Raw genomic sequence first — 12391 nt, forward strand, 5'->3', positions numbered from 1 at the left:
TCAGCGATGGCGCAGGCGGCGGTTGACGCGGCGGGCGAGATAGTCGCCGGCCGTCTGCACCGTCTGCACCAGCGCGATCAGGACGACAACGACCGCGAGCATCATTTCGGGCATGAAACGCTGGTAGCCGTACCGGATGCCGAGGTCGCCCAGCCCACCGCCGCCGACCGCTCCGACCATCGCCGAATAGCCGAGCAGGCTGACGACCGAGAGTGTCAACGCAAGCACCAGGCCGGGCAGCGCCTCCGGAATAAGGACCTTGAGCACGATTTGCAAAGGGCTGGCGCCAAACGATGACGCGGTTTCGATCAAGCCGGCATCGACCTCACGGATCGCCGCCTCGACCAATCGCGCGATGAACGGCATCGCGGCAATGGTCAACGGCACGATCGCCGCGCCCGAGCCGATGGAGGTGCCCGCGATCAGACGCGTGAACGGGATGATGGCAACCACGAGGATGATGAACGGCGTCGAGCGTGTCGCATTGACGATGATGCCCAGCACGCTGTTGACCGCGGGCGCCGCGAACAACTCCCCTTTGCGGCTGGTGGCCAGGAAGACGCCGATCGGAAGCCCGAACGCGGTGGCGATCAGCGCAGCAATCGACACCATGAACAGGCTCTCGCCGGTGGCCTGAACGATCAAGTTGAGGAGTTCACGCGACATAGCCGAGACGTTCCACCGGGAGATTGTTCTGGGAGAGATATGACGCTGCCTTGCTGGCCGCGGCCTCGCCGCCGTGAATACCCAGCGACAGCGAGCCGACATGTTGCCCGCCGATCTCATCGATCCGGGCCGCCAGCAGCGCGACGTCGATCGAGAGCTCGCGCGCAAGGCGGGCGACGATGGTGTCGCCGGCATCGGCGCCGCGAACCTGGACGCGAATGACGGCGTGACCACCGGCAACCGGCTGTGGCTGCAAGCGGCTTGCAAGCGACACCGGAACGCTGTCGCCGATCACCTCGGAGAGGAATGCCTGCGTGACCGGATGCGCGGGATGCGTGAAGATGTCGGCGACGTGACCACGCTCGACGATATGACCGCCGTCGATCACCACGACTTCCTTGGCGAGCTGACGCACCACCGACATTTCGTGGGTGATCAGGACGATGGTGACGCCAAGCTCGCGATTGATGTTGGCCAGGAGATCGAGGATCGAACGGGTCGTTTGCGGATCGAGCGCCGACGTCGCCTCGTCCGACAGCAGGACGTTCGGCCGCGTCGCCAGCGCGCGGGCGATGCCGATGCGCTGCTTCTGGCCGCCCGACAGCTCGGACGGGTAGCGATCATATTTGTCTGCGATGCCGACGAGCTCGAGCAGCTCCGCGACGCGGGCCGCAATGTCGCGCCGCGACCAGCCCGCAATCTCGAGCGGCAGTGCGACATTGTCGGCGGCCGTGCGCGACGAGAGCAGATTGAAATGCTGAAAGATCATGCCGATCGAGCGCTGCGCCAGGCGCAGATCACGCCCCGAAAGTCCGGAAATATCGCGGCCGTCGACGACGACACGACCGGTCGATGGTTTCTCCAGCCCGTTGATCAGCCGCACCAAGCTGGACTTGCCGGCACCGGAACGCCCGATCACACCGGTGATCGAGCCACGCGGAATTGCGAAGTCGATGTCTTTGAGCGCCTGCACGCTCGGCTTGTCGCGATAAGCCGGGTAGGCTTTCGAGACCCGCTCGAACCGGACCATGGCATCGGCCGTGGTCGGCGGATGCGCCAATGGCGACAGCGTCTCGACAGGTTCCGCTGCCGTCAGGGATTGATGCACGTTCATTCAGTCAGTCCATAAGGTCGTCTTGGTGGCCACGCGCGCGGCCGCGCGCCTCAATGACCAAAGAGCAAATAGCTGCGGTCGACGCCGCGGCGCTCGCTGGTCTCATCGGTCCAGCCCACGGCCCGGCGATAGCTGCCCATGCTGTCCGTTTGCTTGAGCGCAACGAGGTCGATCGGCTGCGCCTGATCCGCAAAGGGCGAAACATACAGCGCATCCTCGGGACAATAGAGCTCGCAGAGGAAGCAGGTCTGGCAGTCGCCTTGCCGGGCGATTACCGGAATTCCGTCCGTCTTGTCAAACACGTTGGTGGGGCAGACGTTGACACAGATATCGCAGGACGTACAGCGCTCGCCGTCGATAACCTCGATCACTCCGCAGCCTCCGCATAGCTGGCCTCGGCATGAGGCCGGGCCGAGGTCCAGATCTCGTCGAGGCCGCCGGTCGTCACATAATGCCGCTGCCGGTTGTCCTGATCGGGGAAGTCGTCGCGGCGATGCATGCCGCGGCTTTCCTGTCGGGCGAGCGCGCTGCGGTACATCCACCGCGCGGTCGCGAGCATCGCTGCGGCCTCGCGCGCCCGCACGATCTCGGATGTGTCGGCGGCGTCCGCTTCCGACACATCGCGCCACGCCGCATCGAGACGCCCGAGCGCGCTCTGCAAGCGCGATGCCTCCCGGAAGTAGTTCAACTCGTAGGGGAAGACCTCGGCCTGAACCGCCCTCGCCAGCGCGGCCGGCGCGAATGCACGGCGCTGCCGGCTTCGAAACGCCACGGCGCCCGCGGACGACAATGTGCGCCTGGCAGCTGGTCCGATCTGAGTGGCATAGTCAGCGGCGCCCTGCCCGGCCCAGGCTCCCGACGACATCGCCCAGGCGGCATTGTGGCTGCCGCCACCGGTGAAGCCACCGCAGATCAACTCGCGCGTCGCCGCGTCGCCGGCGGCATAGAGCCCCGCCACGCTGGTGGCGCAACTGTCGTCAACGATACGAAGGCCGCCGGTCCCCCTGACGGTGCCCTCCAGCCGCAACGTCACGGGAAAGCGGTCCTTGAATGGATCGATCCCGGTGCGATCGAACGGCAGGAAGAAATTCGGCTGCGACACCCGCATATGATGCCGCACATCGTCATCCGCCTTGTCCAGCCGGGCATAGACCGGGCCCTCGAGCAGGGCACGCGCAATCGCCGATCGCCCGCCCTTCGACGCCGCGCCGGGCACCACGCTGCCGTCGTCATAGGTGAAGCTGGCCCAGCCGTAGAACAATGTCTTGGTCACCGAGCCGAACGCCGGTGAAATCGCGTAAGGGTTGGAGAACTCCATGCTGGTGAATTCGGCACCAACCTCCGCGGCCATCAGATAGCCGTCGCCGGTCAGCACGTTCGATCCGAGCGTCTTGCTGAGGAATGCACAGCCGCCGGTGGCGATCACGACCGCCTTGGCCTGCACCGTCCAGCGATCCTGCTTCTGCCGGCGCACGCCGCTGGCGCCGGCGACAGCCCCGTCATCGTCGACGAGCAGTTCAAGTGCCGGGCTGTGGTCGAGAATGGTGACGCCGGCCTGCTTGGTATGCTTGCGCATCAGGCGCATGTATTCGGGGCCCTGCAGCGAGTTGCGCTGCGACTTGCCGCGGCCGTCCACCGGATAGGGATATCCCCAATCGGCCAGCCGATTGCTATGCTGATAGGTGCTGTCGAGCACGCGCGCCATCCAGCGGCGATCCTGGAGATAGCCGCCCATCTTCTCGCGATTGGCCATCGCGGCCTCGCGCAGGGCCGGATCCGGATCAATGTACCAGACGCCCGTTCCCGCCGCGGCGGTGGCGCCCGAGGTGCCGCAAAATCCCTTGTCGACGAGCACCACCCGCGCGCCGCGCTCGGCGGCGCTGACCGCAGCCCAGGCCCCCGCGGGGCCGCCACCGATCACCAGAACGTCGGCCTCGAACGCGACCGAGCCCTCAGGCGCGGACACGCGTTCGGCGCGATGAGTTGGGTTCGGCATGATGGAAAGCTCCAGGCGGATCTGTCGCGGCGCAAGGCGCGCCACGACACATCGTTGCGCGCGCGAGCCCGCCTGGCAATTTCAGATATTTGCGGAGAGTTGGACGAAGCTTTCACCTGACTTGCCGCGCAAAGAAAATTCGTGTCGCCGCATGCCGGATGTTGCGTCATCGGCGGACAACGCGACACGAGCTTGCACGCAAGGCTCGTCGGCGGGACGGATTTTTCTTTTTGCCGCTCCGGGCCGCAACGCATTTTCCCGCGCGCAGCGTGCCGATATCTAGCGACAAGCATCATCGCAGATACGGCCGCCATGTCTCATCGTCAGCTTCACCTCAACGTCAACCTTTTGCACTCCGGCGTCTATGCGTCGGCCTGGCGACTGCCCGACAGCGACCCGCGCGCCTGTTTCGACGTCGGCCACTACCTGCGCGTCGCCCAGATCGCGGAGCGCGGCAAGCTCGATGCGATCTTCCTGGCCGACACGCCAGCCATCACCGATCGCATCGATTACCGCTCGTTCATGTCGCTGGAGCCGACCATCGTGCTGGCAACCGTCGCCGCCGCGACCAGCCATATCGGACTGATCGCGACTGCGTCGACGACCTATAACGAGCCCTACAACATCGCGCGCCGCTTCGCGACGCTGGATCTGGCGAGCGGCGGCCGCGCCGGCTGGAATGCGGTGACCACCGCCGATGCCTCAGCCAGCCGCAACTTCGGCCTTCCCACCGTGCTCGAGCACAAGGCGCGCTACGACCGGGCCAAGGAGTTCGCCGAGGTCGTCCATGCATTGTGGGACAGCTGGGAGGACGATGCCTTTGTCGGCGACAAGGAGGCGGCGCGTTTCGTCGACACGACCAAAGTCCACCCGATCGGACATCGCGGCACCCACTACAGCGTGGCCGGCCCGCTCAACGTGCCGCGCTCACCGCAGGGACGCCCCGTCACCGTTCAGGCCGGCGGATCGAGCGACGGCCGCGACCTCGCCGCCGCGCAGGCCGAAGCGGTGTTCACGCTGGCACAAACCATCGACGAAGGCGTCGCCTATGCGCGCGACCTGCGTGCCAGGGCTGCCGCGTACGGCCGCGCTGGAAGCTCCATCGTGATTCTGCCGGGGCTCGCGACCGTCATCGGCAGCACGGAAGCGGAAGCCAAGCGGCGCCAAGACGAGCTCTGGGAGCTGGTTCCGATCGAATACAGCCTCGCGCGACTGGCCGGCACGTTGCAGGTCGATCCAGCAATCCTCGATCTCGACAAGCCACTGCCCGATCCTCTGCCGCTGCCGGCCAACGCAAACCACACCATGTTTCAGGGAACGGTCAACATCGCGCGCCGCGGCAATCTCACCGTCCGTCAATTGCTGCGCGCGCTCGGTGGCGGCGTCGGCCACCGGATCATCGTCGGCACGCCCGAGCAGATTGCCGACGACATCGAGGCTTGGTTCAAGGCGGGCGCGGCCGACGGCTTCAACCTGATGCCGGACGTGTTGCCGACCGGGCTCGACGTGTTCGTCGACACCGTGGTGCCAATCCTGCAGCAACGGGGGCTGTTCCGGTACGATTACACGGGCACCACCCTGCGCGAGCATTTTGGATTGCCGCGGCCGGTCAGCCGTTTTGCTCGACAACCGGCGACCGCCACGAGCGCCTGACGCATCAGCGCGAGGCTGTTAGATGTGCCGGATTGTCACCGGCGAGTGACTGTGCACGAACGCGCGGGATGATCTCCTTCGCAAAGCGCTCCATCTCGGCCTCGAACGGCTGGAACTGCAACATGAAGAGCTCAATGCCGGCGGTATGGAAGCCCTGGATGCGAGCCGCCACCTCGTCATAGGACCCGACCAATCCCGCAGCCGTCCCGCCATTGCTGCCGACCCGCGCCGATTTCTGCATGGTCTGCATCATCACCACCTTGGGATCGGTGTTTTGCTTCTGGATCGCCTTCATCGGCGCATCCTTTTTCGAGAGATCTAACAGCCGCTGGTAGGCCGCCTCGGCCTCAGCCCGGGTCTGGCGCGCAATCACGAAGGCGGACAGCCCGAAGCGAAGTGGTGCCGTGGCTCTCGGCCGGGCGGCCACGTCGGCGATTAGGCCAGCGACGTCGTCGAGCGGCTGTCCATTGATGAACCAGACATCGCCGTGATCGGCGACCAGGGCGCGCGCCTGCTCGGATTCACCGCCGACATAGATCAATGGCCGCGGCCGGTAGAGGCTGCCGGGCCGCAACACATAGTCCCTGACATCGAAGTGCTCACCCTTGTAGGTCAGCCGCTCGCCCTGCATCAGGCGCGACACCACGGTGATCCACTCGCGACCATAGGCATAGCGGGCGTCATGCTCCGCAAAGCCGATGCCGGCCTTGTCGAGCTCGGGCCGGTTCCAGGCATTGACCAGATTGATCGCAAAGCGGCCGCGGCTGATGTTCTCGATCCCGAGCGCGAGCTTCGCCAGCACGACCGGGTGATAGAGATAAGGCTTGATGGCGGCGATGATCTCGATCCGGCTGGTCAGCGCGGCAAGTGCGGCAGCGGCGCTCCAGGCCTCGAGCTGATCAAGATCCTCCTGATGCGGATTGATGGTGTGCTGCGCGATGAGCGTGGAGTCGTAGCCGAGCCTTTCGGCCGCGATCACGATGTCGCGATTGCGTTCCCATGATGCATCATAGGGTTCCTCAGGATCCTGATAGGCAGCGCGCGAACCGTGCACCAGCGCCCAGATCCCGAAGCGAAGCGGTCGTATCGTCATGGGCGATCTCCGAATTGCGCTTTGTCGCTTTGCTTTTCACGAAGACGCGGCTGGAGATCAAGCAACGTCACATCAAAAGATTTTCCTTGCCGCGCCACGCGCGCGGACAAACCAGAAAACTCCAAATCTCGCGACAATTGAAAAACCGCTCTATTTCTGTTGGCGAAAAATCGTGGGACAGTTTGCGTCATCTGAACGATCCCAGTTCGAACGCAGTCGAATGCGCAACTGAGCAACGATCATCACTCCAGGCCGACACTCATGAACAAGCCCGTATCCGCCACTTCCCTGCAGCCGTCCGACCGCCTGGATAGCCAGTCCCCTGACATCGATGCGCTGCTGAGCCGTATCGCCGAGGGGGCAGCTCATCGCGAGCGTGAACGCATCCTGCCATTCGCCGAGGTCGATCTCATTCGCAAGGCGCGCCTAGGCGCACTGCGGCTTCCGGCGGATGTCGGCGGCGCGGGTGCGTCGATCCGCACGCTGTTCGAACTTGTGATCCGGCTCGGCGCGGCCGACGCCAACGTCGCGCATATCCTGCGCAACCATTTCAGCGTGGTCGAACGGCTGGTGCGTCGTCCCAAGGACGAGCAGCACCGGCAATGGCAGAAGGCCGTCGCCGACGGTGCGATCATCGGGCTTGCGGCCACCGAACTCGATACCCCGAAGGTCGGCAATGTCACGCCGAACACCACACTGACCGCCGACGGCGACGATTATCTGCTCAACGGCACCAAATACTACAGCACCGGCACGCTCTATTCCGACTATGTGCTGGTGCGCACGGCCGATACGACAGGCGCCAATGCGGCGGTGCTGATCCCGGTCAACCGCGAGGGTATCGAGCTGATCGACGATTGGGACGGGCTCGGCCAGCGGTTGACCGCAACCGGCACCACGCACTTCCGCAACGTGCGCGTCAAGCGCCAGGAGGCGGTGTTCGACGCCCCTGACGCCGGCTACGGCATTCCCTATTCCAACACATTCGCGCAGCTGTTCCTGACCGCGATCAACGCCGGCATCGCGCGCGCGGTGCTGCAGGACGCCGCCGAACTGGTGCGATCGCGCAAGCGGACGTTCTACTATGCACCGAACGAGATACCGGCGGACGACCCGTTGCTGCAGCAGACTGTCGGCCAGATCGCCAGCGGCGCGTTTGCGGCCGAGACCGTGGTGCTCGCGGCGGCAGAGGCCCTCGACGCCGCCACTGATGCGTTCGACGCCGGCGATGCCAGTGCCATCGACGCCGCGCAAAAGGCCGCGTTGTTGTCGGCAAAAGCCAAGATTGTCGCCGATGAGCTCGCGATCCGCAGCGGCAGCCTGCTGTTCGATGTCGGCGGAGCGTCCGCCACCAAGAAGGCGACCAATTTCGACCGCCACTGGCGCAACGCGCGGACCCTGGCCTCGCACAACCCGAACACCTTCAAGGCCCGCTCGATCGGGCAATATGAGATCAGCGGCACGCCGCTACCCGCCAAGGGCTTCTTCTGATCGGAAGCAGATCCGGCGGCGACGAGAGGGAGAGACCCGATGAGCAAGCCGGACATCCATTTGGTCGATGCGGATCACGAGATCGAGCTGCAGTTTCGGCTGGTGATGCGCCGCCTCGCCGGTGGCGTCTGCGTCATCACAGCGGGACGCGGCGATGACATCACCGGGATGACCGTCACCTCGCTGACGGCGTTGAGCGCCTCGCCGCCTCGGCTCCTGGTCAGCATCAACCGGCAGGCCTCCTCTTTTGAGCCGATCGCCCGCCACCGGCTATTCGGCGTCAACATCCTCGGCTCAGACCAGCAAGCGCTGGCGGAACGGTTCAGCGACAGCGGCCTGAAAGGCAGGCAGCGTTTCGAAGGTGCGGCCTGGACCCCTGGTGCTTCCGGCGTCCCGCTGCTGGAACATTCGCTTGCCGCGGTTGAATGCCAGGTTGAGGAGATCATCGAACGGCACTCTCACGGCATCATCGTGGGTCGCCTTTCCAGCATGGACGTATCGCACCGCCTGTCCGGCCTCACCTACTGGAACGGACGGTATGTGCAGATCGATCACGAGGCTGACCTCGATCTACTCGCCGAAGTCAGTATTCCGCTGGCTCACGTCCGCTAGGACAAGGAGAGGCACGCCATGAAGCGCGAGTTGCCGCCACAGTCGCCACCATCATCGGCCGGCGTTGCCGGCAGCCCGCCGGGCCGCTGGCAGCTCGACCGGATCGTCGCCGAGCTGCGCGTCTCCAGGGAGGAGACCCACAGCATCCGGCGCGACTGCGATCCGCGCCGCGCCCCATCGCGCGATGCGCTGGAAGCGATCCTTGACGGCCTCACCGAGGCGCTGTTCCCGCGGCACTATGGCCAATCGGATCTCGACGGAGAGAACATCGACTATTTCGTCGGCAACACCTTGAGCATCGCGCTGGATTCGCTCAACGCGCAAATCCACCGCGCCGCGCTGCTCGTCGGCGACGAACTCGAACCGGGTTTCCAGCGCCATGACGCCGTCGAACTGACGCGCGCATTCGCCGCGCAATTGCCGCAAGTGCGCGGGCTTCTTGTCAACGATCTGCGCGCGGCCTTCGTCGGCGATCCGGCGGCGCGAAACTTTCCGGAGATCCTGATCGGCTATCCCGGCATGACCGCAATCATCCACCACCGCCTTGCTCATCTCCTGTACCGGCTCGGCGCGCGGCTGGTGGCACGCCTGATGGCGGAGATCGCGCATGCCCGGACCGGCATCGATATTCATCCCGGCGCCAGCATCGGCTCGGGCTTCTTCATCGATCACGGCACCGGCGTCGTGATCGGGGAAACCGCGATCATCGGCGACAATGTCCGCATCTACCAGGCCGTTACGCTCGGCGCGCGGCATTTCCCGACCGACGACGAAGGCAGCCTGATCAAGGGCGACGCCCGTCATCCGATCGTCGCGGACGACGTGGTCATCTATGCCGGCGCCACCATCCTGGGCCGCATCACGATCGGCCGCGGCTCGACTATCGGCGGCAATGTCTGGCTGACCCGGGACGTCCCGCCGAACAGCGTGGTGACCCAGGCCACCGTGCGCAACACGCCGGGCGGCGGCAACGCTTCCGCCTAACCAGCCACCGGCGCCTTCCAGCGCATGAAGTGCCGTTCGATCGCCTCGAGAACGGCATTGCATGCCAGACCGATCACCGTGATTCCGAGAATGCCGAAATACATCTGCGGGATCAGGAAGCTGTACTGGCTGTTGATGATGAGATAGCCGAGGCCGGCCTTGGCGCCGACCATTTCGGACGCCACCAGCACCAGCATGGCCGATGCGCTGGCGAGGCGAATGCCGACGAAGATGGTCGGAAGCGCGGCCGGCAAGATCACCTTGCGGAACAGCTGCTGCGGCGTCGCGCCCATGGTCCGCGCCGACTTGATCAGCAGCGGATCGACCTGCTTCACGGCGGCAATGGTGTTCAGCAGCAATGGCCAGGCGCAGCTATAGATCACCATCGTGATCTTGGACAATTCGCCGATCCCGAGCAGCAGAATGAACACGGGCAGCAGTGCCAGCGGAGCCGTGTTGCGGCAGATCTCGATGAACTGGTTCAGGAGATCGCCGAGCCGGCTGTACCAGCCGACGACGAGCCCGAGCGGGACGATCAAGACAACCGAGATCAGAAATCCGCTCAGCGCGCGCAGCAGGCTGGCAGAGACGTCGTCGTAGAGTTCGCCGGTTTGCGCAAGCTGCCAGCCGGCCGCGATCACCTCCGAGAATGGTGGCAGGAACACAGCATCGATCAGCCCGAGCCGCGGCACCGCCTCCCAGGCGGCCAGCAGGATGATCACCAGCAACGAGCGATGCCCGAGTGTGGCCAGGCCGCGAAGCGCCCTGCGCAACCGATCGGTGAATGGCGGCCGGCGAGCCTGGAACTGCTCGCGCCGCCCGTGCCCGAGCTCCAGCAGTGCCAACACTTCGAGACTAGACATGAGCAATCTCCGCCACTTCGTGACCCGGACGACGCACACCGGCGGCGTCAGCCAACTGGCCCTGCTGGGCCCTCTGCACCTCGTCGCGGAGCAGGCTCCAGACCTCGTGCCTCACCTGACCGAACTCCGGCAGCGCGCGAACGTCTTCGGAATCGCTGCGCAAGCGCTCGGGAATATCGATGATCTCCTTGATCCGGCCCGGGCGCGACGTCATCACCGCAACCCGTTGGCCAAGCACGACAGCCTCATCGATGCCATGGGTGATGAAGACGATGGTCTTGCCGGTGGCGCGCCAGATCCGCAGCAGCTCACCCTGCAGCGTTTCCCGCGTCTGCGCATCGAGCGCGGCGAACGGCTCGTCCATCAGCAGGACTTCCGGATCGTAGGCGAGGCTTCGCGCGATCGCGACACGCTGCTTCATGCCTCCGGAGAGTTCGTGCGGATAGCGATCGGCAAAGCCGGAGAGGCCGACCAGATCGAGGAAATGCCGCGCGACCTCACGCCGCTGCCCGGCCTTGAGGCCGGCGATATCGAGCCCAAACTCGACATTCTGCGCCGCGGTCCGCCACGGAAACAGCGCGTATTGCTGGAACACGATGCCGCGATCGCGTCCCGGCCCCGTGATCGGATGGCCGTCGAGCAGAATGCGGCCGCTGGTCGGCGAGGTGAGCCCGCCCAGGAGATCAAGCAAGGTGGATTTGCCACAACCGCTCGGGCCGACCAGCGCCAGGAATTCGCCCGAGCGAACATCCAGCGTGATATCTTCCAGCGCCGTGAAGCGGCCCGCCGGCCGGCCGCCCTCGCCCCTTGTCACGAATTCCTTGCGAACCTGCTCGAACCGGATCTTGACCGAGCTCGTCATCGCGCCTCCGCCGTCTTGCCAGGACGGAAATAGTTGAACTCGTTGGTATAGGTATCGGACACCTTGAGCTGCCCCGGCTTGAACAAGCCGTCCTTGACGAGCCAGTCGATCCAGATCTGGATTTCACCGTCGGAGATCAGTCCGCCCTTCGACGCCACGCCGGTGCTCTTCCAGTATTTGATCGCGGACGCATCCTCATTGCGCTTGCGTTCCGCGACGATCTTCTCGAACCGGGCCCGCACCTCCTCCGGCGGCGTGGTCTGGGCCCATTGGATCGCGCGCGAGATGCCCTCAACCAGCTTGCGCGACGCATTGGGATTGTCCTTGATGAATTTGTCCCGCAGCACATAGGCGCCGCCGGTGAACTGGCCGAACAGATCGGTATCGTTGAACAGCGAATGGATGCCGCCCCGCTCCAGCGCCTTGTCGCGCAGCACGCCGCTGAGCGTACTCACCTCAACCTGGCCTTGGCGCAACACCTGCTCACCGGTCACCGGCGGTATCGCCACCAGCGTCACCTGCCTCGCCTCGCTGGCGCTGAGGCCATTCCGTGCCAGATATTCGCGGAGCACGAATTCGAGATGGGCGCCCAGCGTATTGACGGCAACCTTCTTGCCGATCAGGTCGCGCGCCGTCCTGATCGGACTGTCGTCCTTGACGAAGTAGCCCTGATAGGTGTTGGCGTCGGAGCCGTAATAGCCGATCACCGCCTTGATCGGCGCCTTCGCAGCGATCAGCTTGAGAATTGCGCCATAGAACGCACCGCCGATGTCGGTATCGCCGGTGACGACAGTCTGGATGTCCTGCGGCCCGCTGATCGTGTTGCCGACCCATTTGAGCTTCAGCGGCGCGAGATAGCCGAGGTCTTCGGCAAGCTCAGTGAACGTCACCTGGCCGGCCCAGCCCTGGTAGCGAATCTCGGTCTTTTCGAGCGGCGGCTCGGCAAAGGCCGGAGCCGCCAGCCCGAGCGCCACGGTGCCGGCCAGCATGAGGCGCGCGGCCGCGCGTGCGGCGAAACGCCGGGCGCGCAGGATTCGGATCAATGCATTCATGTTCA

General features: G+C 65.0%; 13 protein-coding genes. 4 read left to right on the top strand and 9 right to left on the bottom strand.

Annotation, left to right across the window (positions count from 1 at the left end):
- Genes AAFG13_RS13310 through AAFG13_RS13325 form a run of 4 tightly spaced genes read right to left on the bottom strand, consistent with a single transcriptional unit; the run spans position 1 to position 3776 of the window.
- Positions 1 to 666 (bottom strand): methionine ABC transporter permease, encoded by a 666-nt coding sequence (locus AAFG13_RS13310; protein WP_342712278.1) that lies wholly within the window; start codon positions 664 to 666, stop codon positions 1 to 3.
- Entirely contained in the window at positions 656 to 1780 is a 1125-nt protein-coding gene (locus AAFG13_RS13315; RefSeq protein ID WP_342712279.1) for a methionine ABC transporter ATP-binding protein, read from the bottom strand. Before AAFG13_RS13315 ends, AAFG13_RS13310 begins: the two co-directional genes overlap by 11 nt.
- Positions 1781 to 1830: 50 nt before the next feature.
- Entirely contained in the window at positions 1831 to 2151 is a 321-nt protein-coding gene (locus AAFG13_RS13320) for a ferredoxin family protein (protein WP_342712280.1), read from the bottom strand.
- On the bottom strand, positions 2148 to 3776 hold the full coding sequence (locus AAFG13_RS13325) for an FAD-binding protein (protein ID WP_342712281.1): 1629 nt from the start codon (positions 3774 to 3776) through the stop codon (positions 2148 to 2150). Before AAFG13_RS13325 ends, AAFG13_RS13320 begins: the two co-directional genes overlap by 4 nt.
- 312 nt (positions 3777 to 4088) lie before the next feature.
- Here AAFG13_RS13325 and AAFG13_RS13330 point away from each other — a divergent pair, with 312 nt between their 5' ends.
- Positions 4089 to 5429 carry an LLM class flavin-dependent oxidoreductase gene (locus AAFG13_RS13330; RefSeq protein ID WP_342713333.1) on the top strand — a complete coding sequence of 447 codons (1341 nt, stop codon included), beginning with the start codon at positions 4089 to 4091 and terminating at the stop codon, positions 5427 to 5429.
- Positions 5430 to 5433: 4 nt separating this feature from the next.
- Here the strand turns inward: AAFG13_RS13330 and AAFG13_RS13335 are convergent, their stop codons facing one another.
- Together AAFG13_RS13335 and AAFG13_RS13340 are read right to left on the bottom strand one after the other, a co-directional pair.
- The gene (locus AAFG13_RS13335) at positions 5434 to 6522 is read right to left on the bottom strand and encodes an LLM class flavin-dependent oxidoreductase (protein WP_342712282.1); all 1089 of its coding nucleotides are present in this window, start codon (positions 6520 to 6522) and stop codon (positions 5434 to 5436) included.
- On the bottom strand, positions 6519 to 6713 hold the full coding sequence (locus AAFG13_RS13340; protein ID WP_342712283.1) for a hypothetical protein: 195 nt from the start codon (positions 6711 to 6713) through the stop codon (positions 6519 to 6521). The genes AAFG13_RS13335 and AAFG13_RS13340 overlap by 4 nt, the downstream gene beginning before the upstream one ends.
- Before the next feature lie 70 nt (positions 6714 to 6783).
- Here AAFG13_RS13340 and AAFG13_RS13345 point away from each other — a divergent pair, with 70 nt between their 5' ends.
- From AAFG13_RS13345 to epsC, 3 genes are read left to right on the top strand one after another with little or no spacing between them, the layout of a single operon-like run.
- Entirely contained in the window at positions 6784 to 8013 is a 1230-nt protein-coding gene (locus tag AAFG13_RS13345; protein WP_342712284.1) for an acyl-CoA dehydrogenase family protein, read from the top strand.
- A 39-nt stretch (positions 8014 to 8052) separates the two neighbouring features.
- Positions 8053 to 8625: a flavin reductase family protein gene (locus AAFG13_RS13350; RefSeq protein ID WP_342712285.1), complete on the top strand. Its 573-nt coding sequence runs from the start codon at positions 8053 to 8055 to the stop codon at positions 8623 to 8625.
- A gap of 18 nt (positions 8626 to 8643) precedes the next feature.
- A complete protein-coding gene (gene epsC / locus AAFG13_RS13355) occupies positions 8644 to 9609 on the top strand; it encodes a serine O-acetyltransferase EpsC (RefSeq protein WP_342712286.1) in 966 nt (321 codons plus the stop codon).
- Here epsC and AAFG13_RS13360 read toward each other — a convergent pair.
- From AAFG13_RS13360 to AAFG13_RS13370, 3 genes are read right to left on the bottom strand one after another with little or no spacing between them, the layout of a single operon-like run.
- Positions 9606 to 10472 carry an ABC transporter permease gene (locus AAFG13_RS13360; RefSeq protein ID WP_342712287.1) on the bottom strand — a complete coding sequence of 289 codons (867 nt, stop codon included), beginning with the start codon at positions 10470 to 10472 and terminating at the stop codon, positions 9606 to 9608. The genes epsC and AAFG13_RS13360 overlap by 4 nt on opposite strands.
- Complete coding sequence (locus tag AAFG13_RS13365; RefSeq protein ID WP_342712288.1) at positions 10465 to 11334, bottom strand: ABC transporter ATP-binding protein; 870 nt, start codon at positions 11332 to 11334, stop codon at positions 10465 to 10467. Before AAFG13_RS13365 ends, AAFG13_RS13360 begins: the two co-directional genes overlap by 8 nt.
- Complete coding sequence (locus AAFG13_RS13370) at positions 11331 to 12386, bottom strand: ABC transporter substrate-binding protein (protein WP_342712289.1); 1056 nt, start codon at positions 12384 to 12386, stop codon at positions 11331 to 11333. Before AAFG13_RS13370 ends, AAFG13_RS13365 begins: the two co-directional genes overlap by 4 nt.
- Positions 12387 to 12391 lie beyond the last annotated feature (5 nt).

It is taken from the genome of Bradyrhizobium sp. B124, from assembly GCF_038967635.1.
Classification (GTDB): Bacteria; Pseudomonadota; Alphaproteobacteria; order Rhizobiales; family Xanthobacteraceae; genus Bradyrhizobium.